The sequence below is a fragment of the Pseudomonas sp. FDAARGOS_761 genome (genome assembly GCF_013343155.1).
Lineage (GTDB): Bacteria > Pseudomonadota > Gammaproteobacteria > Pseudomonadales > Pseudomonadaceae > Pseudomonas > Pseudomonas aeruginosa.
This window is the reverse complement of sequence record NZ_CP054572.1, coordinates 5,473,296-5,498,143: the sequence shown is the minus strand read 5'-3', so window position 1 is coordinate 5,498,143 and position 24,848 is coordinate 5,473,296. Positions and strand designations below refer to the sequence as shown.

19 protein-coding genes are annotated in these 24,848 nt (G+C 69.6%); 4 read left to right on the top strand and 15 right to left on the bottom strand.

What is annotated here, in order from left to right:
* Positions 1 to 19: 19 nt before the first annotated feature.
* Positions 20 to 1,147, top strand: coding sequence for an aminopeptidase (locus FOC67_RS25630; protein WP_003136953.1), 1,128 nt, complete (start codon positions 20 to 22; stop codon positions 1,145 to 1,147).
* Positions 1,148 to 1,154: 7 nt separating this feature from the next.
* Here FOC67_RS25630 and FOC67_RS25625 read toward each other — a convergent pair whose 3' ends face one another.
* The 3 genes from FOC67_RS25625 to FOC67_RS25615 are packed head-to-tail and all read right to left on the bottom strand — an operon-like array spanning position 1,155 to position 3,371.
* Positions 1,155 to 2,138, bottom strand: coding sequence for a hypothetical protein (locus FOC67_RS25625; protein ID WP_003114660.1), 984 nt, complete (start codon positions 2,136 to 2,138; stop codon positions 1,155 to 1,157).
* Between the two features lie 32 nt (positions 2,139 to 2,170).
* Positions 2,171 to 2,836 carry an HAD family hydrolase gene (locus FOC67_RS25620; RefSeq protein WP_003111507.1) on the bottom strand — a complete coding sequence of 222 codons (666 nt, stop codon included), beginning with the start codon at positions 2,834 to 2,836 and terminating at the stop codon, positions 2,171 to 2,173.
* Positions 2,829 to 3,371 carry a gamma carbonic anhydrase family protein gene (locus tag FOC67_RS25615; protein ID WP_003083618.1) on the bottom strand — a complete coding sequence of 181 codons (543 nt, stop codon included), beginning with the start codon at positions 3,369 to 3,371 and terminating at the stop codon, positions 2,829 to 2,831. Before FOC67_RS25615 ends, FOC67_RS25620 begins: the two co-directional genes overlap by 8 nt.
* Before the next feature lie 77 nt (positions 3,372 to 3,448).
* On the opposite strand from FOC67_RS25615, the gene prlC reads away from it, so the two are divergent.
* The 3 genes from prlC (at position 3,449) to FOC67_RS25600 (ending at position 6,913) form a co-directional block, all read left to right on the top strand.
* Complete coding sequence (prlC, locus tag FOC67_RS25610) at positions 3,449 to 5,494, top strand: oligopeptidase A (RefSeq protein ID WP_003083621.1); 2,046 nt, start codon at positions 3,449 to 3,451, stop codon at positions 5,492 to 5,494.
* Entirely contained in the window at positions 5,491 to 5,766 is a 276-nt protein-coding gene (locus FOC67_RS25605) for a YheV family putative zinc ribbon protein (RefSeq protein WP_003083624.1), read from the top strand. Before prlC ends, FOC67_RS25605 begins: the two co-directional genes overlap by 4 nt.
* Positions 5,767 to 5,854: 88 nt before the next feature.
* A complete protein-coding gene (locus FOC67_RS25600; RefSeq protein ID WP_009314900.1) occupies positions 5,855 to 6,913 on the top strand; it encodes a PA0069 family radical SAM protein in 1,059 nt (352 codons plus the stop codon).
* Positions 6,914 to 7,143: 230 nt separating this feature from the next.
* Here FOC67_RS25600 and tagQ read toward each other — a convergent pair whose 3' ends face one another.
* The 12 genes from tagQ to tagH form a co-directional block, all read right to left on the bottom strand.
* Complete coding sequence (gene tagQ, locus FOC67_RS25595; protein WP_003083630.1) at positions 7,144 to 8,058, bottom strand: type VI secretion system-associated lipoprotein TagQ; 915 nt, start codon at positions 8,056 to 8,058, stop codon at positions 7,144 to 7,146.
* A gap of 61 nt (positions 8,059 to 8,119) precedes the next feature.
* Positions 8,120 to 9,832, bottom strand: coding sequence for a type VI secretion system-associated regulator TagR (gene tagR, locus FOC67_RS25590; protein WP_009314901.1), 1,713 nt, complete (start codon positions 9,830 to 9,832; stop codon positions 8,120 to 8,122).
* Positions 9,825 to 11,024 (bottom strand): type IV secretion associated ABC transporter permease TagS, encoded by a 1,200-nt coding sequence (gene tagS / locus FOC67_RS25585; RefSeq protein WP_003083634.1) that lies wholly within the window; start codon positions 11,022 to 11,024, stop codon positions 9,825 to 9,827. Before tagS ends, tagR begins: the two co-directional genes overlap by 8 nt.
* The gene (gene tagT, locus FOC67_RS25580; protein WP_003136959.1) at positions 11,024 to 11,743 is read right to left on the bottom strand and encodes a type IV secretion associated ABC transporter ATP-binding protein TagT; all 720 of its coding nucleotides are present in this window, start codon (positions 11,741 to 11,743) and stop codon (positions 11,024 to 11,026) included. The genes tagS and tagT overlap by 1 nt, the downstream gene beginning before the upstream one ends.
* Positions 11,740 to 14,826, bottom strand: a complete 3,087-nt coding sequence (gene ppkA, locus FOC67_RS25575; protein WP_174707755.1) for a serine/threonine protein kinase PpkA — start codon at positions 14,824 to 14,826, stop codon at positions 11,740 to 11,742. Before ppkA ends, tagT begins: the two co-directional genes overlap by 4 nt.
* Before the next feature lie 7 nt (positions 14,827 to 14,833).
* A complete protein-coding gene (gene pppA, locus FOC67_RS25570) occupies positions 14,834 to 15,562 on the bottom strand; it encodes a serine/threonine phosphatase PppA (protein ID WP_003083639.1) in 729 nt (242 codons plus the stop codon).
* 9 nt (positions 15,563 to 15,571) lie between these two features.
* Positions 15,572 to 16,252, bottom strand: a complete 681-nt coding sequence (tagF, locus tag FOC67_RS25565) for a type VI secretion system-associated protein TagF (protein ID WP_003083642.1) — start codon at positions 16,250 to 16,252, stop codon at positions 15,572 to 15,574.
* Positions 16,249 to 19,782: a type VI secretion system membrane subunit TssM gene (gene tssM / locus FOC67_RS25560; RefSeq protein WP_009314904.1), complete on the bottom strand. Its 3,534-nt coding sequence runs from the start codon at positions 19,780 to 19,782 to the stop codon at positions 16,249 to 16,251. Before tssM ends, tagF begins: the two co-directional genes overlap by 4 nt.
* Positions 19,779 to 21,125, bottom strand: coding sequence for a DotU family type VI secretion system protein (locus tag FOC67_RS25555; RefSeq protein WP_033993169.1), 1,347 nt, complete (start codon positions 21,123 to 21,125; stop codon positions 19,779 to 19,781). The genes tssM and FOC67_RS25555 overlap by 4 nt, the downstream gene beginning before the upstream one ends.
* Before the next feature lie 6 nt (positions 21,126 to 21,131).
* A complete protein-coding gene (gene tssK / locus FOC67_RS25550; RefSeq protein WP_003115052.1) occupies positions 21,132 to 22,466 on the bottom strand; it encodes a type VI secretion system baseplate subunit TssK in 1,335 nt (444 codons plus the stop codon).
* Between the two features lie 15 nt (positions 22,467 to 22,481).
* Positions 22,482 to 22,946: a type VI secretion system lipoprotein TssJ gene (tssJ, locus tag FOC67_RS25545; RefSeq protein ID WP_003083660.1), complete on the bottom strand. Its 465-nt coding sequence runs from the start codon at positions 22,944 to 22,946 to the stop codon at positions 22,482 to 22,484.
* Between the two features lie 44 nt (positions 22,947 to 22,990).
* Positions 22,991 to 24,538: a type VI secretion system-associated FHA domain protein TagH gene (gene tagH, locus FOC67_RS25540; protein WP_009314907.1), complete on the bottom strand. Its 1,548-nt coding sequence runs from the start codon at positions 24,536 to 24,538 to the stop codon at positions 22,991 to 22,993.
* Between the last annotated feature and the right edge of the window lie 310 nt (positions 24,539 to 24,848).

Genomic DNA, 24,848 nt, shown 5'->3' with positions numbered 1-24,848 from the left:
CTCGCCGGATCGCGGACCGGTGCTGGTAGGGCGGCGGGCGGTCCGCGTGCTGTGCTATGTTCCGCCCATGCCACGCCGCCTTCGCCATCCGCTTGCTGACCTTCGACTGCCCCGTTGGGTTCCCTGCCTGGCGCTGTTGGCGCTGAGCGGTTGCTCGACCGTCTCCTACTACGGGCAACTGGCCAGCGGCCAGTTCGCCCTGCTGCGCGCCCGCGAGCCGGCCGCCGCGGTGATCGCCGACCCGCAGCGCGACGCGCGCTTGCGCGAACGCCTGGCGAAGGCGGAAAAGGCCCGGCAATTCGCCAGCGAACGCCTCGGCCTGCCGGACAACCGCAGCTATCGCCTGTACGCCGATATCGGCCGGCCCTACGTGGTATGGAACGTGTTCGCCACCCCGGAGCTGTCGCTGCAGCCGGTCACCCATTGCTTCCCCATCGCCGGCTGCGTGGCCTACCGCGGCTACTACAGCGAGGCCGCCGCGCGCGCCGAGGCGGCGCGCCAGCGGGCGCTCGGCGACGACGTCTACGTCGGCGGGGTGCAGGCCTACTCGACCCTCGGCTGGTTCGACGATCCGATCCTCAGCAGCATGCTGCGCTGGGACGACGAACGGCTGGCGACCTTGATCTTCCACGAACTGGCGCACCAGAAGTTCTACCTGCGCGACGACACCGCCTTCAACGAATCCTTCGCCACCTTCGTCGAACAGGAAGGTACCCGCCAGTGGCGCGAGTATCGTGGACTGCCGCCGGCGGACGGCCGCGAGGAGAAGCGCCGCGAGCAGTTCACCGCGCTGGTCCTGGCCAGTCGTGCGCGCCTCGAAGCACTCTATGCCGGGCCGTTGGACGATGCCGCCAAGCGTGCCGGCAAGGCTGCCGAATTCCAGCGCCTGCGCCGCGAGTATACGGCGCTGAGCCAGCGCGAATGGGGCGGCGAGTCGCCGTTCAAGGCCTGGATCGACGCGCCGTTCAACAATGCCAAGCTGCTTCCCTTCGGCCTCTACGACCAATGGGTGGCGGCGTTCGCCGCGCTGTTCCGCCAGGTCGGCGGCAACTGGCCGGCGTTCTATGCGCGGGTCCGTGCCCTTGGCCAGCTCCCCCTGGCAGAGCGCCAGGCGGCGTTGCAGCGGCTGGCCGCCGCAGCGCCCTGACGCCTGCTCAGGCGGCGAGCTGGTCGGCGTAGCACCAGCGCGTGGCCAGCCGGCCGATCGGCCAGAGCAGCGCCAACAGGCCGACGCCGAGCAGCGCCACCAGCAGCGTATAGCCGATGCCAGCGGGCGCCAGGCCGAGGATCATCAGCAGCGCCAGCCCCCCGCCGACCGCCAGCAGCGCCACGCTCCAGAGCAGCATGGCGACCACCGCGAGCAGCAGCGCGCGGCCGGCGGCGAAGCGCTGCAGGCGCGCCGGCAGGCGCGTGCAGACGGCACCGAAGAGCAGCGCCGCGGGCAGCGCCACGCCGCTCAGGTACAGGCCGTATAGCCAAGGCTCGTCGTAGCGCAGCAGGGCGTAGGGAAGGAACTGCATCAGCTTGAAACACAGCGTGGCGAAACACAGCGCGGCGCCCAGGGCGACCTGCCAGGCAGCGACGCGGGCTTCTTCCCCTTCGGCCAGGCGCGGCGAGTTCACCCGGCTGCCGAGCAGCACCAGCCCCAACGGCAGCAGGCTGCCCAGGAGCAGGTAGACCCAGCTCATCGCTTCGTTGAACGCCATCAGCCAGACGCCGTAGCTGGATTGCGCCGTCACCCACTGGTAGAACGGCAGCGTCAGCGGTGCCAGGCCGATCCCGGCGAGCATGCCGCAGACCAGGTTGAGCAGACCGTAGCCGATCAGCAGCAGCGCCAGCGGGCGGAACTCGACGAGCTGCCGCTTCTCGCGGTAGGCATGCAGCACCAGCAGGTTGGCCGCCGCGTAGAACACCAGGCCGGTGAACCAGTGCGGCGCCATCAGTTGCAGGTGCTCGGAGAAACGCTGGCGGATCTCGCCGATGTCGTTGTACCACTGGATGCCCAGGCTCACGGCGAAGGACAGGCAGGTGACCAGCGCCAGCACCGCGATGAACGCATAGGGCTGGGTGGTGGCGGGCACCTCTCTGGCCGGCGGCTGCACCGGGGCGGTGGGGGTGGCGAAGGGATTGTCGGTCATGTCAGGCGTCCTTGTCTGAAACGGAGCATGGGTCAGTGGGATTCCAACACCTGCCGCAGGGCGGCGAGGTCGGCGCAGTAATGGGTCGGCTGGTGCGCGCGCAGTTCGTCTTCGCTGCCGAAGCCGTAGCCGACGCCGATGCAGGCGACACCGTTGCGGCTGGCGCCGAGCAGGTCGTGCATGCGGTCGCCGATCATCAGGCAATGCTCCGCTGCCAGGCCTTCGCTGTCGAGCAGATGGCGGATCAGTTCGTCCTTGTGCGTGCGGGTGCCGTCCAGCTCACTGCCGTAGATCGCCTTGAAGTGACGGTCGAAGGCGAAGTGGCGGGCGATCTCGCGGGCGAACACGCCGGGCTTGCTGGTCGCGACGTAGAGCGTGTGGCCGCGTCCGACCAGGGCTTCGAGCAGCTCGGGAATGCCGTCGAACACGCGGTTCTCGTAGAGACCGGTGACCCTGAAGCGCTCGCGGTAGTGGTTCACCGCCTCCCAGGCGCGCGCTTCGTCGAAGCCGTAGGTCTGCATGAAGCACTGCAACAGCGGGGGGCCGATGAAGTGTTCCAGGCGCGCCAGGTCCGGCTCGTCGATGCCCAGGCGGGCGAGGGCGAACTGCACCGAGCGGGTGATGCCCTCGCGCGGGTCGGTGAGGGTGCCGTCGAGATCGAAGAGGATGTTCGGGTAGTGCAGCGCGGCGTCACGCATGGTAGTCCTCGGCGATGTGCAGGTCCTTGAGCTTCACGTAGTTGCCGGCGGTGTAGGCGAAGAAGCCGCGCTCCTTGTCGCTCAGCGGACGGGCCTTCTTCGCCGGGCTGCCGACGTAGAGGAAGCCGCTCTCCAGCACCTTGCCCGGCGGCACCAGGCTGCCGGCGCCGAGGATCACTTCGTCCTCGATCACCGCGCCGTCCATGACGATCGAGCCCATCCCCACCAGCACCCGGTTGCCGATGCTGCAACCGTGCAGCAGGACCTTGTGCCCGACGGTCACTTCGTCGCCGATGCTCAGCGGAAAACCGTCCGGGTTGAAGGGGCCGGCGTGGGTGATGTGCAGCACGCTGCCGTCCTGGATGCTGCTGCGCTGGCCGATGCGGATGCGGTGCATGTCGCCGCGGATCACCACCAGCGGCCAGACCGAGCTGTCGGCGCCGATCTCGATGTCGCCGACGAGCACGGCCGAGGGATCGACGAAGACCCGCTCGCCGAGCAGTGGCGTTTTGCCCTGGTAGGAACGAATGGTCACGATAGTTTTCCTCAGGCTGCGGATGCCGCCGATTGTATTTAAGATGGTCGGGTATTTCCTTAGCCAAGGTTGCCAACGTGAGCGCGAATCCCCTTCTGCAGGCCTACGACCTGCCGCCTTTCTCCTCCATTCGCCCGGAACACGTGAAGCCGGCCATCGAGCGGATCCTCGCCGATAACCGCGCCGCCATCGCCCGCCTGCTGGAAACCCAGCGCGAGCAGCCGACCTGGAAGGGCCTGGTGCTGGCGATGGACGAACTCAACGACCGTCTGGGCGCCGCCTGGAGTCCGGTCAGCCACCTCAACGCGGTGTGCAACAGCGCCGAGCTGCGCGAGGCCTACGAGGCCTGCCTGCCGGAGCTGTCGGCCTACTCCACCGAGCTGGGGCAGAACCGCGCCCTGTTCGAGGCCTACGAGGCGCTGGCGAAGAGCCCCGAGGCGGCCGGCTTCGACGTGGCCCAGAAGACCATCCTCGAACATGCCCTGCGCGACTTCCGCCTGTCCGGCATCGACTTGCCGGCGGACAAGCAGAAGCGCTATGCCGAGGTGCAGTCGCGCCTGTCCGAGCTGGGTAGCCGTTTCTCCAACCAACTGCTCGACGCCACCCAGGCCTGGACCAAGCATGTCACCGACGAAGCCGCGCTGGCCGGCCTGACCGATTCGGCCAAGGCCCAGATGAAGCAGGCCGCCGAGGCCAAGGGCCTGGACGGCTGGCTGATCAGCCTGGAGTTCCCCAGCTACTACGCGGTGATGACCTATGCCGATGACCGCGCCCTGCGCGAAGAGGTATACGCCGCCTACTGCACCCGCGCCTCCGACCAGGGCCCTAACGCTGGGCAGAACGACAACGGTCCGGTGATGGAAGAGATCCTCGACCTGCGCCAGGAGCTGGCCGGCCTGCTCGGCTTCGCCAACTACGCCGAGCTGTCGCTGGCGACCAAGATGGCCGAGTCCAGCGACCAGGTGCTCAGCTTCCTCCGCGACCTGGCGGTGCGCAGCAAGCCGTTCGCCGCCCGCGACCTGGAGCAGCTGCGCGCCTACGCCGCCGAGCAGGGCTGCACCGAATTGCAGAGCTGGGACGCCGGCTACTACGCCGAGAAACTCCGCGAGGCGCGCTACAGCGTGTCCCAGGAGGCGCTGCGTGCCTACTTCCCGGTGGACAAGGTGCTTTCCGGCCTGTTCGCCATCGTCGAGCGCCTCTACGGCATCCAGATCCGCGAACTGCACGATTTCGAACGCTGGCACGCCGACGTACGCCTGTTCGAGATCCTCGAGAACGGCGAGCACGTCGGCCGCTTCTACTTCGACCTCTATGCCCGCGCCAACAAGCGCGGCGGTGCCTGGATGGACGGCGCCCGCGACCGCCGGCGCGACGCCCAGGGCCGGCTGATCGACCCGGTGGCCTACCTGGTGTGCAACTTCACCCCGGCGGTGAACGGCAAGCCGGCGCTGCTGACCCACGACGAGGTCACTACCCTGTTCCACGAGTTCGGCCATGGCCTGCACCACCTGCTGACCCGCGTCGAGCATGCCGCCGCCTCCGGGATCAACGGGGTGGCCTGGGACGCCGTCGAGCTGCCCAGCCAGTTCATGGAGAACTGGTGCTGGGAGCCGGAAGGCCTGGCGCTGATCTCCGCCCACTACGAGACCGGCGAGGCGCTGCCGCAGGACCTGCTGGAGAAGATGCTGGCGGCGAAGAACTTCCAGTCCGGGATGATGATGGTCCGCCAGCTGGAGTTCTCCCTCTTCGACTTCGAGCTGCACGCTACCCACGGCGACGGCCGCAGCGTGCTGCAGGTACTCGAGGGCATCCGCGACGAAGTGGCGGTGATGCGTCCGCCGGCGTACAACCGCTTCGCCAACAGCTTCGCGCACATCTTCGCCGGCGGCTACGCGGCCGGTTACTACAGCTACAAGTGGGCCGAGGTGCTGTCCGCCGATGCCTTCTCGCGTTTCGAGGAAGAAGGCGTGTTCAACCCCGATACCGGGCGTGCCTTCCGCGAGGCGATCCTGGCCCGCGGCGGCTCCCGCGAGCCGATGCTGTTGTTCGTCGACTTCCGCGGTCGCGAGCCGTCCATCGACGCCCTGCTGCGTCACTCCGGGCTGGTCGGGGAGGCCGCATGAGCCCGGCGATCACCAGGAAGCGCTTCATCGCCGGGGCGGTCTGCCCGGCGTGCAGCGAACAGGACAAGATCCAGATGTGGGAAGAGGACGGCGTGCCGCACCGCGAATGCGTGGCCTGCGGCTACGCCGACACGCTCAACGCCCAGGGCCAGTCGATCCCGAAGGAGCTGGGTACGCGGGTCAACCAGAACGCGCCGAAGCCGGCCAACCCGAAGGTGCAGTCGGTGCAGTTCTTCCCCAATCCCAAGCTGAAGAAGAAGCCCGACGCCTGACCGCTCGCCGCCGACCGGCGGCGATGGCTGTGGGCCGGGGTCCGGTGCGATACTGTATTTATATACAGTATTTCGCCGGGTTCCCCTCATGAGCGCTCCCCTGCCCCCGCGCGGTCGCGGTACCGCCAGCAACCCCCTCAACCGCTTCGCCCCGACCCACAGCGAGGCCTTCGACGATGGCTGGGAGCAGGAGGTGCCGCCGATCCAGCTCACCGAGGTGCGCGAGGAGATCGCCCGCACGGTGATCTCCCGCAACCAGTCGCCGGACCTCCCTTTCGATCGCTCGATCAATCCCTACCGTGGTTGCGAGCATGGTTGCATCTACTGCTATGCGCGGCCCAGCCATGCCTATTGGGACCTCTCGCCGGGGATCGATTTCGAGACCCGGTTGATCGCCAAGAGCAACGTCGCCAGCGCGCTGGAGCAGGAACTGAGCAAGCCCGGCTATCGCTGCGCGCCGATCAACCTGGGCGCCAATACCGACCCCTACCAGCCGCTGGAACGCGAACGCCGCCTGACCCGCCAGGTGCTGGAGGTGCTGCTGCGCTTCCGTCACCCGCTGACCATCGTCACCAAGGGCTCGCTGATCCTTCGCGACCTCGACCTGCTGCGCGAACTGGCGGAGCAGAACCTGGTGGCGGTGATGATCAGCCTGACCACCCTCGACGACGAGCTGAAGCGCATTCTCGAACCGCGCGCGGCGGCGCCCTCGGCGCGACTGCGGGCGATCCGCACGCTCAGCGGCAACGGCATCCCGGTGGGCGTGCTCTGCTCGCCGATGATCCCGATGGTCAACGACATGGAGCTGGAGCGCCTGCTCCAGGCGGCGCGGGACGCCGGCGCGCGCAGCGCCGCGTACATGCTCCTGCGCCTGCCGCGCGAAGTCGGCCCGCTGTTCGAGGAATGGCTGGCGGCGCACTACCCGCAACGCGCCGAGCATGTGATGAGCCTGGTCCGCCAATGCCGTGGCGGCGAGGTCTACGACAGCCGCTTCGGCCACCGCTTTCGCGGCCAGGGACCGTTCGCCGACCTGCTGGCGCAGCGTTTCGCGGTGGCGATGAAGCGCCTCGGGCTGGACCGCCGCGAGGGCTTCGGGCTGGATTGCAGCCGGTTCGCCGTGCCGGGGGCGCAGATGGCGTTGTTCTAGCGTTTTTCCCGCGGCGCAGCATTTCGTATAGGGCGGAGTTGCGGCGGAGCGTGCCGGTGGCGGTATCCGCCCTGCGGGAAGAACCGCTGCCGCCGGGGAAGCCGGAAACGTCGGAAGCAGCCGTCCCGGCGAACGCTCGCCCTTCAGGCCGGCCGGGTCAGCGCGCCAGGCCCATCAACGAAACGGCGACCCGAAGGTCGCCGTCGCGTTCGTGCCGGTAACGAGGCCGATCAGGCCTTGGCGCAGCTCGGCGGTGCCCAGTCGCCCATGTCCGGGCTGTTGCAGACTTCCTGGATCATGCCCTGGCCCCGGGAGGCCACCTTGTTGCCTTCGCTTTGCGCGTCCTGGGCCTTGCGGATAGTCTGCTCGGTGGCGACCGCTTCCTTCGGCACCTTGGGATTGCTGCCGGTCTTGGGCTTGCTGCCGCCTTTCGTAGTGCTGGCGCGGTTCTCGGCCTCGGCGACCTTGGTCACTTCGGTGCGCGGTACGCCGACCTGCTGCAGGTCTTTCTCGTAGGCCTGGGTGTAGTTGTTGATGTTCTCGCCGGCACGGCCGTTGGCGGCGACCAGCAGAGCGTTGGTCTCCTGCAGGCCGCTGACGATCTCGGCCAGGCGCTTGCGCCCTTCGGCTTCGTTGATCGACTTGTTCTTGCGGCCGTCGAGCAGGGCCTTGAACTGGCTCTGGTAGCAGCTTTGCGCCGACTTGGCGTAGGCCACGCTACGGTTGATCTCGACGGTGCTGCGGTCGACGTCGGTAGCGTAGGAGCCGATGCGCGCGCGGTCGTCGCTGATCTGCTTCTGCTTTTCCATGTAGTAGCCCGCCGCGCCGCCGGCCAGGGCGCCGCCTGCGGCAGCGAGGGCGGCATTGCGGCCGCGGTTCTCGTCGCTGGCCAGGCCGCCGGCCAGGCCGCCCAGCAGGCCGCCGGTGATGGCGCCAGTGATGGCCGAGTTGCGCACCGCGTTATCGGTGCTGCGCAGGTGCGACACCGGCTCGTAGCAGGACGGGTAGTATTCCGCGCGGGTGGTCTGGGCGACCGAGCCGACGCCGCTGCTGGCGCAGCCGCTGAGCAGCACGCCGCTGGCGGTCAACAGGCAGAGCGCGTAGCGCGCCGAGGTGATCAAACGGTTTTCGCTGGGTTGGCTCATTGCATCTCACTCCTGGTTTGATGAACCGCCCGGCTGCCGAGAGGTGCCGGACGGAACTCCTTCAACGCCCGCTGGACGCGAGCAATTCCTTCAATACCGCCTCCGGCTCGGCCCGGTGCTGCTGGCGATAATCTCCGACGTGTTTGACGAACAGGGTCGCGCGCTTGACCAGGCTCTTGCCCAGAACCGGGTTGCGATTGAGTTCTTCCTGGATGCGCTGGAACTGCGCCTGGATCACCGCGTCGGTGTAACGGGTGCCGGTGGCGAGGTTGTCGATGTAGATGGCCAATGCGCCATCGAGGGCGCTGCGCCCGTTGGCGATGGCGCCGGCATAGAGCTGGGCGGTCGCCTGATCCCTGGCTGCCACGGCTTTCTCCCTGTCCTTCTTGAGGTTGGTCAGGCGTATGTTGTAGTTGTTGATCGTCTCGGCGACCAGTGCCGCCGACTGTATCAGGTTTCCGGCGGCCTCTTCGCGCTGCCGGGCGATCAACGAAACGTTACGCTTGAGTTCCTCGTTTATCTGGGCCAACTGCGCCTGCATCTGCGGGTCGCGGGTGGCGGCAATGATTCCGTCCAATTGCTTGGTGGGATCTTGAGCGTCATCGATGGCATCGGTCAATGCCGCTAGTCGGCCTTCCTTCTGCCATTGGGCGAACAGCTCGGGATAGCGCGAGCGCGGCGCGGACAGCGCGCCGATGGCGACGCGGAAACCGGTGGTCTCGTTGCGCTGTTCGCTGCCGTCCGCGGCGAACAGCGGGTATTCGCGGCGCATCCCGGTGAATAGAGTCATCTCGCCTTCGAGATAGTTCCCGCCCTTCACCACGAAACCGCCATATGTGCCCTGCCGGCGTCCGGCGTGGACCAGTTGGAAGGACTCCTGGACCATCTCCGCGGCATTGCCGATCACGTCGAACAGGCCCAGCGGGTTCGGCCGCTTCATCCCCACCGGCAACAGTCGCGCGGCCTGGCCGGTGCCGCCGGCGACCTGGTTGTACACCGCCCAGTCGCCCAGCGGGCCCTCCTGGTCGCTGCCCTCGACCTTGCGCGGGAACAGCCGGCCTTCCAGTTCCTGGCGGCTTACCGCCTGACCGCCGCGCGCGGCGAACTCCCACTCGACCTCGGTGGGCAGGCGGACGAAGCCGATGCCGCCGTCCTCCGGATTCTTGCCGCGGCCGCTGACCGGCAGCAGTTCCGGGTGGTTCTTCAGCAGCCAGGCGCTGTACACCGCGCCGAAGCGTTCGGCGTCGAAGCGCGAGAGGTCGACCTTGGGCAGACGCGCGGCCATCCCGTCCGGCACGTCGCAGGCCGGCGCCTCGCCCTGGCCGGAGAGCGCGGCCGCCTGGCTCATCACCGCGGCGTACTGGCGGGCGGTCACCTCGTACTTGCCGATGAAGTACAGCATCGGCTTCAGCGGGGTGCCGGCGGCAGGCTTCGGCAGGCTGGCGGAGAGCTTCTGCTGCCAGGCCGGTGCCAGGTCGGCGAGGCTGAACTGGCCGTTCACGTAGTCGCGCCGGTAGCCGGAGATGAACGACTGCTGGTAGCCCGCCTCGCCTTCGTTGAAGGCGTAGCCGAGGTTGACCTCGCGATCGTCGAGGGCGCCTTCGGCGAGTACGTAGACATGCCGGAAGACCATCTCGCCGCCACACGGCAGCGGCAGGGCGACGTCGTCGGCCAGCGGCTTGGGATTGTCCGGCGAGTCGCCTTCGGCCCAGGCCGGCGCGGCAAATGCCAGGCAGGCGCCGAGGGCGAGCGGAAGAATGGCTTTCTCAAACATCGCGTAATCCCTCTGCGGCTTCGATCCGCGCCGCGCGCCAGCCGCCGCTGGCGGCGGCCAGGACGCTGCACAGCAGCGTGGCGAGCAGCGCCGTCAGGTAGTGGCTGGGCAGCAGGCGGCAGACGAACTCGCCGCTCTGGTTGTCGAACAGGTGGTTCAGCGCGCCGGCCGTGGCGGCGTACAGCAGCCCGGCGAGGAACAGGCCGAAGACGGCGCTGAACAGCGCCAGGAGCATGACGAAGCCGACCAGCGCGGCGGTCGGGAAGCCCAGCAGACGCAGCACCGCCAGGGCGCGGCGCTTGCGTTCGACGGCGGCCAGGCTGCTGGCGGCGATGGCCGCGAAGGCACCGCCGATGGCCAGCGCGGCGACGATCCAGAACACCAGGCCGAGGTTGCGGCTGAGGCTGCGCACCTGGGCGATGGCCTCGGCCTGGGTGGCGACTTCCACGCCACTCGCGACGAAGTGCCGGCGCAGCCCTTCCACCGCATCGAGGTCGCGGGCGTACAGGCGGAAGCCCGGGTAGATGCGTGCGCGCGGGGTCTCGCCGGCCTTCCCCGGCCAGCCGTAGGCGGCCACCGCGCGACCGTCGCGATAGTCCTCGGCGGCTTCCAGCAGGGCTAGCGGGGCGAACAGCGCGTCGCGGGCGAAACGCTCCTGCGGCAGCACCGCGAGCACTTCCAGCTCCAGGCGCTGGCTCTGTGCCTGGCCATCCATGCGCCGGCCGATGCGCGCGACGATGCGCTCGCCAGGCTGGGCGCCGAGTTTTTCCGCGGCGCCGTGGCTGAGCACCACGCGGGTCGGCCGGTCGGGTTGCGGCAGGCCGGCCAGCAGCGGGTCGCCAGCGGCGCTGGGAATCATCTCGACGCTCAGGGCGGTCTCGCCGCCGCCGCTGAGGTCGGCGGTGGCGGCGATCTGCCGGGTGCGCGGCACGGCGAAGGCGACGTCCGCGCGTGCGGCCAGGGCGGCGATGTCCTCGGCACGGTAGCGGGCGCCGCCGACCGGAATGATCTCGCGCACAGAAGGCGCGCGCTCCAGCCGCTCGGTGAGGGTGCTGACCAGGCCGTACTTGAGGCCGAACAGCACCAGCAGCGGGGTGATCACCGCCGCCAGGGCGAAGATCGCGCAGAGCGACAGGCGCGCCTCGCCGCGATAGTCGGCCCAGGCCAGCGAGAGCAGCAGGCCGGCGCGCATCAGCCGACGTCCTCGAGGCAGGCGCCGACGCTGTCGTCGGCCTCGCGTTGCCAGCGGATGGCCAGGACTTCGAGTCCGGCGGCGCGGGCCAGGCGCTCGTCGTGGGTGGCGACCACGGTGCAGGCGCCGCGCTCGCGGGCCTGTTCCACCAGCAGGCGCATCACCCGTTCGGCGTTCAGCGGGTCGAGCGCCGCGGTCGGCTCGTCGGCCAGCAACAGGCGCGGCGCATGCGCCAGGGCGCGGGCGATGGCGACCCGCTGGCGCTGGCCGACCGACAGCGCCGCCGGTTTCTTGTCCAGCTGGTCGCCGATTTCCAGCCGCTCGGCCAGCGCCTGCACGCGCTCGGCGGACGGGGCGCCGAGCAATGCGCAGGGCAGTCCGATGTTGCGCCGCACATCGAGGAACTCGAGCAACCCGCCGCTTTGCAGCACGTAGCCGCAGTGCTGCCGGCGCAGCGCCGCCAAGCGGTCCTGGCGGCCGTCGCGCCAGAGCGCGGCGATGTCCTGTGGGCGTTCCCCGGCGAGGAATTCGAAGCGCCCGCCCGGGTCCGGCGCCAGGGCCAGCGCCAGCAGGTCGAGCAGGGTGCTCTTGCCGCAGCCGCTGGGGCCGACGATGGCCAGCTGGCGACCCGCGCGCAATTCCAGCGCCGGCACCCGCAGGCGGTAGCGCTGGCGGCCGGCGCCGTGGCTGCGGGCGACCTCGTGCAGGCGCAGGATCATGGCAGCGTCGACAGCGGCACGCGGTACAGCGCGTCGCCGGCGTCGGCGTCGCCGAACCGGACCCAGTTGGCGACGTCGTTGTGGAAGGTTTCGTAGAGGCGGATCTTCGACTCCAGTTCGTCGATGAAGTCCTGCTGCTCGGCGACGCTCAGCGACAGCCAGAGGTCCTGGGTCATGTTCAGCGACTTGCTGCGGTACGGCAGGCCTTCCAGGTATTCGCCGAGCACGCCGCTCTGCGCCAGGTTGCTGCCCTTCACCAGTTGCGCCGGGTCGCGGCTCATGTAGGCGCTGGCGCTGGCGATTTCCTGGAAGAAGTCCTTGGGCGAGGTCTGGGTGCGCTTGGCCGCGTCGACGATCAGTTTCAGCGACTGTTGCAGTTCGTTGAGTTGCAGCTTGCTCAGCAGCACGCAGACCTGGAACGCCGGCAGCGCCGGGTTGGTCAGGTCGCGGTCGGCGGTCCAGGCGGTGACGACCTGCGGCGCGCGCACCGGGTCGCGGCGACCGAGGAATTCCATCTGCATGGCGTAGCCGATGGCCGCCGACTTGCTCGCCACGCTTGGCGCGGCGTCGAAGCGCGGCGCCTGCGGCTTGCGGTTGCCGGCGTCGTGGACCAGGTCGGCGAACACCGTGCCGATCTCCTTCACCGTGTTGCCGAAGGCGTTCACCTCGCCGCCGGCCACCGGGATGTAGAGGTCGGCGATCTTCGGGTTGGCGTCGGCGGTGAGGCTGCGGTACTGCTGCTCGGCGTAGCCGTGGTTGTTCTTCCCGGCCGGGGTGCGCAGGTGCAGCGCATAGATCTTCACGCCCTTGCGCAGCGCCGCCTGGCGGACCTCGGCCTCGTTCATCTGGGTGCGCCCGAGCGGGTCGTTCTTGCGCAGCGCGCCGGCGTCGGTGACCAGCAGCACCACGCGCCCGGCGTAGGGCGACCAGTCCATTTCGTCGACCGCCTGCATGATCCCGGCGAAGGCGTCTTCGTTGAACGAGTGGCTGGAGACGTCGGTGGCGCGCACCTGGCTGCTCAACTCGGCGAAGCGCTGCGCGTCGTTGCCCGGTTGCAGCGGCACCAGGGTCTTGCTGACGTATTCCAGGCCGGGGGTCTTGTCGGTGTTGTTGCGGAAGCCGACCAGGCCGAAGCTGACCTTGTCCAGGTCGCCGCGCTCGCCGATCTGCCGCTGCAGGCCGTCGATCACCTCGCGCACGCGGTCGATGTAGGGCTGCATCGACACCGAGGTGTCCACCACCAGGACGATGCCGGTGCGGAAGGTGTCGCTCGCCGCGCCGCTGGCGCCGCCCCGCGGCGCCTGGGGTGCCGTGGCGCTGCCGCCGGGGTCGATCGAAGCGACCTCCAGCAACTGCGCCGGCTGGCCGTCGGCGTCGAAGCTCTCCTTCGAGTCGAAGATCGGCAGCAGGTAGAACTGGTCCTGGGGGATCGCCCGGTCGTTGGGCTCGACCGCGACCACCTGCGGATCGCCCTTGTGGTCCACCGCCTGGGTCAGGGTGTCGCGCGCCGCGCGGGTATCGCCGAGCAGGCGTTCGACCTGCTCGGCGCTGTTGAGGAACATCACCGGCGCGCGGCCGGAGCGTTCGGTGAACTTCAGCACCAGGCTCTGCTTCCAGTCGCTCACCGCGCTGGCCGGCAGCCAGCCGTCGCCCTCGCCGTTGCTGGAGGCGCCGACGCGCAGCCAGGGGCTGCCGCCGACCTGCTTGCGGGCGTACACGTAGAGCACCGAGAAGGCCGGCACCGCGCCGGCCCGGGGCGGGCCGCCAGCCTCGGCGGAGATGGCCGCGCCGGGTTTGGTCAGGACGCGCTGGAACAGGGTCTTCTTGCCTGGCATCAGCAGCGGACGCTCGCCGCCGTCCTGTTCGGCATCGGCCACCGGGGTCTGCTGCTGCGGCTTGTCCGCCGGCGTCTGTCCCTGCGGCGCTGGATCGGCAGCGCTCGGCGCGTCGCCCGAGCCCAGCAGCCACCAGGCGCCGCCGCCGATCGCCAGGAGCACGGCGGCCGCGGCGGCGGCGATCAACGGCGTGCGGCTGCCGCCGGCACGTGGCTTCGCCGGCGGCAACGGAGGCGGCGGGGGCGATGGCGGTTTCGCCGCTTGCGACGGCGGAGGCGGAGGCGGCGTGGCGCCGCCGGCGCTGGGCGTGACCGGCGGCAACTGGATCGACACCGGTTGCAGGCCGCCGAGGTCGGCGGACGGCAGGGGCGCGGGTTCGGCCGGCGGCGGGTTGCTCGCTCGCGGCGAGCCCTGCGGCGTCGCCAGCGGACGGATCTGGGTGGCTTCCAGGGCGCTCGGCGCCAGGCGGTCGAGGGCGGCGATCAACGCGCCGGCGGTGGGGAAGCGCTCGGCCGGGTCCTTGGCCAGCAACTGGCGCAGGATGTCCTGGTAGCGGCCCTGCTCGATCGGCAGTTCCGGCAGCGGCTCGGTGAGGTGGGCCAGGGCGGTGGAGAGCGAGTCCTTGCCGTTGTAGGGCAGCTTGCCGGTGAGGATCTCGTAGAGCACCACGCCCAGCGCGTAGAGGTCGGCGCGGCCGTCGATCTCCTGCCCGCGGGCCTGCTCCGGGCTCATGTAGCTGGGGGTGCCGACGGCGAAGCCGACCTGGGTGAACTGGGTATTGTCCTCGATCGACTTGGCGATGCCGAAGTCAGAGAGCACCGCGGTGCCGTCGGCGCGGAACAGGATGTTGGCCGGCTTCACGTCGCGATGCACCAGGCCCTGGGAGTGCGCGTAGCCGAGCGCGGCGGCCACCTGCCGTACGTAGGCCAGGCCCTGCTCGGGATCGAGGCCCTGCTGGATGCGCTCCTTGAGCGTGCCGTTGGGCAGGTATTCCATGGCCATGTAGTAGCAACTGCCGACGTTGCCGATGTCGTGGATGGTCACCGTGTTCGGGTGCGACAGCCGCGCCAGGGTCCGACCTTCGCGCAGGAAGCGTTCGGCGAAGCTCGGGTCGGCGGCCAGCGCCGCGGCCATCACCTTCAGCGCCACCTTGCGCTGCAGCGAGCGCTGGGTGGCCAGGTAGACCGTGGCCATGGCGCCTTCGCCCAGCTCGCGTTCGATGTCGAATCCCGGAAGTTCTATGTCCATGTCCGTCTCAGAAGGCCCTGACCACCAGGGCCGTGATGTTGTCCGGGGCGCCGCGGGTCAGGCCCAGGTGGACCAGGCTGCGGACCACCGCATAGGGATCGCTGTGGCTGAGCACGTCGCGCAGTTCGCTGTCGTCGGCGGTCTTGTTGAGGCCGTCGCTGCAGAGCAGGAAGCTGTCGCCGGGCAGCACGTGCAGCGCGGCTTCCGACAGTTCCAGTTGCTCGTGCACGCCGACCGCGCGGGTGACCACGTTGGCGCGCGGATGGTGGCGCGCCTCTTCCTCGCTGATCAATGCGTTGTCGAGCAGCTCCTGGACGTAGCTGTGGTCCCGCGAGATGGCTTCCAGCACGCCGCCGCGCAGGCGGTACAGGCGGCTGTCGCCGGCCCACAGGCAGCTCGCCTGGTTGCCGCGCGCGGCGAGCAGTACCAGGGTGCTGCCCATCACGCTGACGCCACGCAGGCCGGCCTCCTGGCGAACCCGCTCGTTGACCTGGGCGAGGCCGGTGCGCAACGCGCCGACGTAGGCCGGTAGCGAGGAGGCCGCCGGGATGCGCCGCAGGGTATCGACGATCAGGCTGCTGACGAAGTCGCCGGCGGCGTGGCCGCCCATGCCGTCGGCGACCACCCAGAGTCCCGACTCTGGGGCGTCGAGACTGGCGTCTTCGTTGACCTTGCGGACCATGCCGACGTGGCTGTAGCTGGCCGACCTGTAGTAGCTGACTGAGTTGGGCACCATCAGTTGTCCTTAACCGGGTATGCCGGGAAAGAGCGGGATCACCTCGCCCTCTCCGGTGAGGAATCGTCCGAACGCCGGCGCCGGCGGCAGGCCCTGGTAGCGCATCAGGCCGGCGGAGATCCGTGCCGAGCCGCGTCCCCACCAGTGGCTGGCGCCGTCGCAGGCATGCTGGGCCAGCGCGGCGAGGCGCTGCGCCGGGGTCACCGCTTCGCTGCGCAGCAGGTTGCCGCTGATCAGCGATTGTTCGATGCGCGGTCCGCAGGGAGGGGCCGGGAGCTGCGCCACCGCCTGCTCGAAGGCCTCGACCTCGGCCTCCGGTTCGAGGGTGGAGAGCAGCAGGCTCTCGACCTGCTCGAACCAGCCGTCGTCGCCGCCGACCAGCCCGCCGAGGTCGGCGTTCGCCGGCAGCAGGCAGGCGACGGTCAGCGGGAAATAGCGACCGACCCGGTCGATGCTCGGCATCACCACCCCGGCCACCGCTTCGCCGCCGAGCAGGCCGGGGGCGATGGCGAAGCGCCACAGCGGGCTGGTCAGGTAGGCGTCGAGCCAGGCCGCGCCGAGTTCGTCCTGGCTGGCGCGCATGCCGCTGGCCAGCCAGGCGTCCCAGGGTTCGACGAAGGTGTTCGGCAGGCCGCGGCTGACGAAATCGCCGCGGCCGGCCAGCTTGCCGTAGAAGCCGACGCTGTTCAAAGGCGCTCCGGGAGGCTGAAGCCGGACACGACCCGGCTCTTGAAGGGGTTGAAGGCGCTGCTGGCGCGCAGCTCGCAGGCGATGCTGGAGCCGTCGATGCGCAGCCGCAGGGTGAAGCGGTCCGGCGAGTTGCCGCGTTCCAGGTCCGACTGGTCGAGCAGGCGGAACCAGGCCCAGGGGCCCTCCAGGGTCAGGCCGGAACGGCCGCTGCTGGGCGGCGGCGTCACCGTCAGGCGGACCACGCCGAGGCCGTTGGCGCTCGGCCACTGCATCGCCACCGGGCGGCTGGGGCCGTGGTCGTAGGTCAGCTGCTGGCCGTCGAGGTCGAGGATGAACTGGCTGATCGCCGCGTCCATGGTCACCGGCTTGAGTTCGAAGCGCACCGCCGGCTGCATGCCGCCGGAGCGGAAGAAGGCGTCGCGGATCGCCGCCGCGCGCTGGAAGGTGTGCAGCACGCCGGGGTTGATGCCGAGCTTCTGCGCCGCGCCGGGCTGCCAGCGCCAGGTGCTGGCGGAGGTGTCGACGTAGGGTTGCAGGTACTGGCGGAAGTAGCTGTCCATCACCCCACCGGCACCGAAGAAGTGGCCGAAGTCTTCCAGGGTGGCGTCGCGCGAGCTGCCGGCGGCGATCGGGTAGCGCCCGGCCAGGGACTGCCGGTAGACGCTGACCACGTCGCTGATCCAGGCCGCGTTGAGCTGGTTGCGCACGCTGCCCATCATGCTGCTGGTGGTGGAGTTGACCACGTTCTTCACCAGTCCCTGGACCACCGGCGGCTGGCGCTCGGCGCTGAGGGCCACGCGCGAGGCGGCGGCGGCCACCTGGTTCTTGGCGTCGCCGAGCAGCGAGTCGCCGCTGGCTCCGGCCATGGCGCTGACCTGTACGTAGAGCGCGTTCATGTCCTCCAGCAGGCTGTCGATCGGCGCCGGTTCGTTGCCGCCCTCGCCCTTGCTGACCAGGCTGTTGAGTTCGGCGAAGTGGGCGCTGATCGGGTCGCTGTCGGCCTGCTGCGGCTGTTCGCGGGCGCCTTGCTCCTCCTCCTGGCCGACCAGCGAGCCGAGGCGCTGCTTGAGCTTGTCCACGGTGCCGTCGGCGGCCTTCTTCACTTGCGCGGCGACCAGCCGGTCGCCCTTCTGCAGGTCGGTCTCGCGGGCCACCGCCTCGAGCAGCTTGCGGAACGGCGAGGTCGGTCCGGAGAGAATGCGCAGCACGTCGGCGGCCTGGGTGACATTGGTGATCGGCACTACGGTAAGGTCGGCGAGCAGGTCGTCCCACTGCCGCAGGTAGTCCTGGAAGTACAGGCGACGCACGTCGAGGGCCAGGTTGGCGGCATCGCCGGCATCGTTCAGGTCGCGCCCGAGCACCCACTGTTCCTCGGCGATGGTGCCGGCCTGGCTGAGGCTGGCGGTGAGGAACACCTCGCGATAGCCGCGGTAGGTGAAGAAGCCGCTGAGCGGGTCGGTGAGCGGCTTGCCGCTCTTGCGCGCGAACACCAGCGGCGCGTCGCGGCCGGCGGCGTCGCTGATGCGGAAGTCGGGCACGTCCTTGGGCAGCTTCTGCCGCTTGACCCGGTCGTAGACCCGCTGCGCCACCGGCAGTTGCTGCAACTGGCGGCGCAGGTCCTCGACCAGGTCCTGGTCCAGGCGCGCCGACGGCGGCCGTCGTTCGAGCAACGCGTCGAGGTGCGCGTGCAGCGCCTGGCGCTGTTCCGGCGAGAGGTCGCGCGGCAGGTTGCGTTCCCAGTCGAGGCTGATCCAGGCCTTGATGAAGTCGGCGTCGTAATGGTCCGGGCTGCCGAGCATCAGGTAGGCCTTCAGGCCCTCGTAGAGGAAATCGCTGCTGCCGCCGGAGCGCAACTGTTCCTCGATGCGGGTCACCAGGCGCGGGGCGAACACCGCGATCAGCAGCTTGCGGTAGACGCTGGTGGACTCCTCGCCGAGCATGTCGCCCTGGTACAGGCCGTAGCCTTCGGCCCAGCTTGGCGCGTCGCCGGCGAGATTCTGCACCGCGTTGAGCTGTGGCAGTACGGCCAGGACGTCGCGCTGGGCTGGGCTCAGCGACTCGATGCCGCGCGCCAGCGGGTCGACGCGCTGGTCGACCGCGGCGATGTAGCTCTGGTTGGCGCGGTAGCTGGCGATCCATACCGCCGTCACCGCCAGCACCACCAGCGCGGTGGCGCTCAGCGCGCCGATGGTCAGCCATTTGCGGCGGCGCTCGACCTTCGGGTTGGTGCCGACCAGGCCGCGTTCGCCGAACGCCACTTCGCGGAACAGCCGCTCGATGAAGTAGCTGCGCCCGGTTCCGGTCTGCCGCGCCAGGTGCTGGCGGTCGAGGTTCATCGACTGCGCCATGCTGCCGATCAGGCGGTCGATCGGACTGCCTTCCTGGGTTCCGCTGGTGAAGTACAGGCCGCGCAACAGCGGGCGTTCCTCGTAGGGGTTGGGCTTGAACACGCCGTTGAGGAACTCGCCGAGGCATTCGCGCAGGGCGGCGAATTGCTGCGGGAAGCCGTAGACCAGATCGCGCCGCGCCGGGTCGCGCTCCTGCTGCAGGCGTTCCACCAGGCGCGCGGTGAGACGCTGTTCGAGCAGGGCGAATTCGCTGTCGAACACCGCCAGCGGGCCTTCCGCGCTCTTGCCGTCGTCGAGGGCGAAGGTCATCCCCCAGACCTGCGCGCGTTCCTCGCGGTTCAGGCTGTCGAAGAACTCCATGAAGCCCGGCACCAGGTCGAACTTGGTCAGCATCACGTAGATCGGGAAGCGCACCCCGAGCTGCTGGTACAGCTCCTGGATGCGCGCGCGGATCGCCTGGGCATGGGCGGCGCGCTCGGCGTCGCTGCCCAGCAGCAGGTCGGAAAGGCTGATGGCGATGAACGCGCCATCGATGGGGCGGCGCTTGCGCTGGGTCTTGAGCAGGTCGAGGAAGCCCAGCCAGGCGGCCTTGTCCACCTGGGCGTGGCTGTCCTGGGTGGTATAGCGGCCGGCGGTGTCCAGCAGCACCGCTTCGTCGGTGAACCACCAGTCGCAGTTGCGCGTGCCGCCGACCCCGCGGATCGCCCCGGCGCCCATCTGTGCGGCGAGCGGGAAGTCCAGGCCGGAATTCATCAGCGCGGTGGTCTTGCCCGAACCGGGCGGGCCGATGATCACGTACCAGGGCAGCTCGTACAGGTTGCGCCGCTCGCTGCCGCCCAGCTTGGCCCGCTTGAGCAGGGCCAGGGCCTCGTCCATGCGTTGCTTGAGGGTCGCCAGCTCTTCGGCGGTGGCGACGCTGGCGGCGTCCGGCGCGCTGACCTCGGCGAGACTCTGCATGACCTTCGCCGCGTTGCGCCGGGCCTGCACGATGCGCAGCACGCGGAAGCCGATCCAGACCAGGAACAGCAGAACGATCAGCACCCAGCGGCTGGTCGCCGAGGCCAACGGTTCGTAGTTGCCCAGGCGCAGCAGCGGGCCGAGGAACCAGATGATCAGGCTCAGGGCGAGCAGGCCGAGCACCGGCACCACCCAGCGCGCGAAGAAGTTGAGGAAGCCTTTCATTGCGCGCCCTCCGCGAATACGGTGATTTCCACCCGGCGGTTGCGTGCGCGGCCTTCGGCGCTGGCGTTGGTCGCCACCGGCTCGGTGTCGCTGCGCCCTTCGGCGGTGAAGCGGCCGGCGTCGCCAGTGGTCGCGCCGAGCAGGTCGGCGACCTCCTGGGCGCGGGCCTGGGACAGTTTCCAGTTGGACGGGTAGCGCAGCGTGGCGATCGGCCGGTTGTCGCTATGGCCGGTGACCAGCACCTGGCCCTTGACCTTGCGCAGGGCGTCGGCGATGCGCAGCAGCAGCGGCTGGAACTCGTCGCGCACGCTGGCGCTGGCGCTGGCGAACAGCTCGTCGCCGCGGATGGTCACCACCGAGCGGTCGACGGCGTCCTCCACCGCCACTCGCTGGGCCTTGATGTCGTCGGCGAGGAAGCGCGCCAGGCGTGGCCGTTCGATCACCCGCGGCTGCACCGCCGGGCGGTCGATGGCCTGCACCGGGATCTCGCCGATGGCGTGGATGCGCTTGAACACCGGCTCGGCGTCGGCGGCCAGCTTCATCCGCAGGCCGAATAGCAAGGCCAGCAGCAAGGCCAGGCCGATGGCGATACCGACCCACGGCGGCAGGTATTGCGAAAGGCGGTCGCGCATCACGCTGAGGCCGCGCCAGTGCGGCGACAGTTCGTGCTCGTACTCGCCGCGGGTGCTGCGGATCACCGCCGCGGTGCGCTCGCGCAGCGCCTCCAGTTGGCTGCGGCCGTCGTGCATGACCCGGTAGCGGCCTTCGAAGCCGAGGCTGGTGCACAGGTACAGCAGCTCCAGCAGGTGCAGGCGCTGGTGCGGGTTCTGCAGGCAGTGTTCGAGCAACTGGAAGACCTTCTCGCCGCCCCAGGCCTCGTTGTGCAGGGTGATCAGCAGGCTCTGCTTGCCCCAGTCGCTGGTGCTGCCCCACGGCGTGCTGAGCACCGCTTCGTCGAGGGCGGTGCAGAGCACGTAGCGCGCCAGCATCACTTCGTCCGGCGCCACGCCGGCCTGGCGTGCCTTCTCCTCGAACTGGCGCAGGTAGCCGAGCAGTTGCGCGCGCAGGCTGGCCGGCGCCGGATGGGCGATGGTGTTGCGCAGGCGGGTGAGCATCGCCAGCAGTGGGCCGGCGGCCTGCTCCAGCGGGTTGAGGCCGTCGCCGCGGCCGCTCAGCGGCGCCAGGCTGGCCATCGGCGGCGTGTAGGGATCGCCGCCGCGGGGGCCGCCGGCCGGTTCCGGGGCGCGGCCGCCGGGACGCGGCATGATCATGGTGCGGTCGTCGGGCGGGCTTCCGTTGCCGCCGCCGGCCGGGGTGCCGAAGGGATCGTCGATGGGAGGCATCGTTGCTTATCCTCGAATGGCCCAGAAGGCCAGGTTCAGCCCGGGGAACTGGCCGGCGATGTGGAAGGCGAAGCCGCCGGAGTGCGTCAGCTGCTTCCAATGCGCGCTGCCGCGGTCCAGTTCGAAATAGGTGGAGCCGGCGTGGTAGGGGATCTGCCGCGGCGCCACCGGCATCGGCAGCAGGCCGATACCCGGCAGTTGCAGGTTGACCAGGTCGCGGATGTGCTCCACCGAGCCGACCTTGGCCTGCTGCGGGAAGTGCCCGCGCAGGCTCTCGCCGGGGACGTCGGCGCGCACCACCAGGACGAAGCTGGCGTTGTCGATCAGGCTGCGGTCGCTGAGCATCGCGACGTGCACGCCGTAGGCCTTCTCGACGATCGGGATGGCGATCGCCTTGGCGTCGATCACCGTCGCCAGCGCCTGGCGCAGGGCGAGCATCACCGGGGCGAAGCTGGCGGCCAGGTCGTCGTGGTTGTACACCGGGTACTCCTCGGGACGCCGCTGGCTGGCGGTGAAGGTGCAGAACTCGCCGGCCAGGGCCACCAGTTCGCGGTACAGCTCCTGGGGGTGCAGCGGGCGCACGCGGGACAGGTGACCGGTGAGGGCCTCGGCGCGGTTGACCAGTTGCAGCAGCAGGAAGTCGGCGATTTCCGAGGCGCCCCCGGCGCTGGAGGCCACCACCCGCCCGGCGAGGGCTTCGCCGCGCTGGTGGAGCAGGCCCAGCAGCTCCTTGGCGAAGGACGCCAGGGGCGGCGCGGCGGCAATGTCGAGTACCGGCGGCAGGTAGTCCTCGTCCAGGCTCAGGGCCTGGTCCGCGCGCTTCTCGCGGACCCGCGCGACGCCCACCGCGGCGTATTCGCCGAGGCCGTCGCGCTCGGTCAGCAGGCGGAACGCCTGGCTGCCCAGGGCCACCGGCGCGCGGCTCTCGAAGGCGGCATTGTCGTCGCGCACTTCCTGCACCTGGCTGACGTAGCGGGCGCCGCCGAGGGCCTCGCCCTCCTCCACCGTGTCGCGGGTGCCGACCCGCTTCAGCGGCAGGCCGAGGTAGACGATGCCGTCGCGCAGGCTTTCCTCGACATTCAGCGGCGCCGGCGCCGGATCGTCGGCGGGGATGTTGAACGGCGTACCATCCGGCAGCACGCCGCGGGCGCTGACGATGGCCAGCTTGCCCTGGGTCAGCAGGGCATCGTCCAGCTTCAGCTCGGAAAAGCCCCAGCCGCCCGCCAGGAGCGAGCGGCAGCGGCCATCCACCAGGGTTTCCAGGTAGCGGTCGTGCTGCTGGAAATGCTGTGGCCGCAGGAACATGCCTTCGGACCACACCACGCGGTTATTCCAGGACATAGGGACTCCGAAGGTTCAGGGCGCGGGACGCGCGACGATGCCGATGGCCTGCGCGCCGAGCGTGATGTCGAGATGGCTGGTGCGTTGCCCCGGCACGTCGAGGACCTGGCGCCAGGTGGCGCGGTCGAGGTCGCGGTAGGCGGCGACGAAGCCGAGCTGGCGGGTCTGCTCGTCGAGCGTGCGTTCGATGCGCCGTTCCTCGCCCGGACGCAGGAGGAACTCGTCCTGCTCCACCAGGTCGCCACCGAGGGTCGACTGGGCGTTGTCGGTGAGGGCGAAGTAGTCGGCGCGGCCGAACGCGGTGTCTTTCTTCAGCTCGTACAGCCGCAGGCGCAGCGGCGCCGCCTGGCCGGCGGCGGACGGGTTGAGGTTCGGTGCGGCGTGGAGCCAGATCACCACCCGGGTCGGCGGGGTTTCCGGCGGGCTGGACGAACAGGCGGCGAGCAGCAGCCCGAACAGCGCGACGATCAGTTTCTGCATGGTGTCGTCCTCATTGACGTTGTTTCTCCTGGTGTTCGTTGGCGTCAGGAACGCCGTAGTCGAGCGCTGTGTTCCTCGTAGGCGCGGCTGAATTCGCGGCCGAAAAGCTCCTGGAAGTCGTCCTCCGCCTCGCGCAGGATCTTCGCGTACAGCTCGGTGAAACTGTCCCAGTTCTGTGCCTGGCGGGCCCCCGGCAGCAGGCCGGAAAGCCCGGCCGGCTTGCCGAAGCGGGCTTCCAGCGCGGCCGGTTCGAAGCGCGCCAGGAGGTGGCGGATGGCGGCCTGCACGCCGGCCATCACCGCCAGCTGGTGCGCCTTGAGGTCTTCGAAGCTGTCGGCCACCGCGCGATCCGGCGCCATGAACGCCTGGTTGTCGCGGCGCAGCAGGAGCAGCATGGCTTCGTCGACGTTCGGCGCGAACTTCAGCGGGTTGTTCTGCACCGGCTGGATCATGGTCTGCGCCATGCGGAACTCGCCCTTCAGGCTGGCCCGTGCGCGCAGCACGTCCACCAGTCCTTCCACCAGGCCGCGATAGCTGCGGCCGATGGCTTCCATCTGCGCTTCGGCGCCGGCCGGGTCGACCTTCAACTGGGTCATGCCGGCGCCGCGCAGGAACGCCTGCAGCAGGTCGCCGCCGGCCGACGCGGCGGCGCTTGCCGGCGGCGTCGGCGCCGCCACGCTGGCTGGCTGTGGCTGTGGCTGTGGCTGTGGCTGTGGCTGTGGCTGTGGCTGTGGCTGTGGCTGTGGCTGTGGCTGTGGCTGTGGCTGTGGCTGTGGCTGTGGCTGTGGCTGTGGCTGTGGCTGTTGGGTGATCCCTGGGTCGGCGAAGGGCATCGCCAGCGGCGTCGGTTCGGCCGTCGGCAGCGGTTGGGCGACGGGCGTGGCGCTTGGCGCGGGCGTGTTGCCGAGCAGTTCGGCGAACGGGTCCCAGTCGGCCGGAATCAGCGGTGCGCCGCCAGCGGGCGGTGGCGCCGGGGTGGTCGCGGGGGGCGGCGGGATCACCGGTTCCGGCGGGCGGAAGTCGTGCTGTTCGGCCGGTACATGGTCCGGACGCGGCGCCGCGCCGGGCGGCGGCGGGGTGAGGAAGTCGAACAGGTCGGGCTTGGTATCCAGCGGCGAGCCGCCCTGGAAATGCGCCGTCACCGCGGGGTGCGGGGTGGGCGCCGGTTCGGCGAAGGCAGGCGCCGATCCGGCGGCCTGCCGGCTCATCAGGGCGTCGAAGCTGGTGAACGGATCGGTCTGCGGATTGCCGCTGCCGGGCAGGGCGATGTCATGGCCGAGCTGAACGAGGATGTCGTATTCGCCGAGGCGGACGGTCTCGCCGTCCTGCAGCGGCTCGCTGTTGCCGCGGCGCAGGCGGTGCCCGGCATTGACCAGCAGCACGCCGTTGGTGCTGGTGTCGGTGAGGTAGTACACCCCGTCGCGGTTGAGGATGGTGCAGTGGCGGCTGGAGACCAGGCGCTCCGGGTCCGGCAGGACCCAGTCGTTGTCCGGGCCCCGACCGATGGTCAGCTGTCCCTGGTCCAGTACCTTTTCCGAACACTGACCGGGGGTCAGCTTGTGGTAGCTGGTGATGGTCAATCGCAGCGGCATTGCTACTCCTTGCATTGCCAGCGCCCGGCTCTTCCAGGCGCTCACCCCCGTGCCCGAGGGATTTCGGTTCGCATCCAGGCTGGCCCGACGGCTTTCCGGCGTTTCGTCGCCTCGGGAAGACACATCGGGTGGTACCGGATTATAAAAGACTAATCCTACGTCTTTTAAAGATTTGTCCGATCTGCGGTGTCATGCAACTAGTGGCGTTGTGCCTTCCTTGACAAGCCTTGCGGCATGCCACAAGAATTTTGCCAACCTTTCGAGTCATCCGATATTCATCAATGGCTCCTACAAGATCCGACGGAGTGGA

Excerpts from the sequence above, each read along its gene's own strand:
- ppkA (WP_174707755.1), bottom strand. The coding sequence starts at position 14,826 with ATGGACATAGAACTTCCGGGATTCGACATCGAACGCGAGCTGGGCGAA.
- tagQ (WP_003083630.1), bottom strand. The coding sequence starts at position 8,058 with ATGAGCCAACCCAGCGAAAACCGTTTGATCACCTCGGCGCGCTACGCG.
- tagH (WP_009314907.1), bottom strand. The coding sequence starts at position 24,538 with ATGCCGCTGCGATTGACCATCACCAGCTACCACAAGCTGACCCCCGGT.
- tagT (WP_003136959.1), bottom strand. The coding sequence starts at position 11,743 with ATGATCCTGCGCCTGCACGAGGTCGCCCGCAGCCACGGCGCCGGCCGC.
- tssK (WP_003115052.1), bottom strand. The coding sequence starts at position 22,466 with ATGTCCTGGAATAACCGCGTGGTGTGGTCCGAAGGCATGTTCCTGCGG.
- tssJ (WP_003083660.1), bottom strand. The coding sequence starts at position 22,946 with ATGCAGAAACTGATCGTCGCGCTGTTCGGGCTGCTGCTCGCCGCCTGT.
- tagR (WP_009314901.1), bottom strand. The coding sequence starts at position 9,832 with ATGTTTGAGAAAGCCATTCTTCCGCTCGCCCTCGGCGCCTGCCTGGCA.
- FOC67_RS25625 (WP_003114660.1), bottom strand. The coding sequence starts at position 2,138 with ATGACCGACAATCCCTTCGCCACCCCCACCGCCCCGGTGCAGCCGCCG.
- FOC67_RS25605 (WP_003083624.1), top strand. The coding sequence starts at position 5,491 with ATGAGCCCGGCGATCACCAGGAAGCGCTTCATCGCCGGGGCGGTCTGC.
- FOC67_RS25600 (WP_009314900.1), top strand. The coding sequence starts at position 5,855 with ATGAGCGCTCCCCTGCCCCCGCGCGGTCGCGGTACCGCCAGCAACCCC.
- tssM (WP_009314904.1), bottom strand. The coding sequence starts at position 19,782 with ATGAAAGGCTTCCTCAACTTCTTCGCGCGCTGGGTGGTGCCGGTGCTC.
- FOC67_RS25555 (WP_033993169.1), bottom strand. The coding sequence starts at position 21,125 with ATGCCTCCCATCGACGATCCCTTCGGCACCCCGGCCGGCGGCGGCAAC.
- FOC67_RS25620 (WP_003111507.1), bottom strand. The coding sequence starts at position 2,836 with ATGCGTGACGCCGCGCTGCACTACCCGAACATCCTCTTCGATCTCGAC.
- pppA (WP_003083639.1), bottom strand. The coding sequence starts at position 15,562 with ATGGTGCCCAACTCAGTCAGCTACTACAGGTCGGCCAGCTACAGCCAC.
- tagS (WP_003083634.1), bottom strand. The coding sequence starts at position 11,024 with ATGCGCGCCGGCCTGCTGCTCTCGCTGGCCTGGGCCGACTATCGCGGC.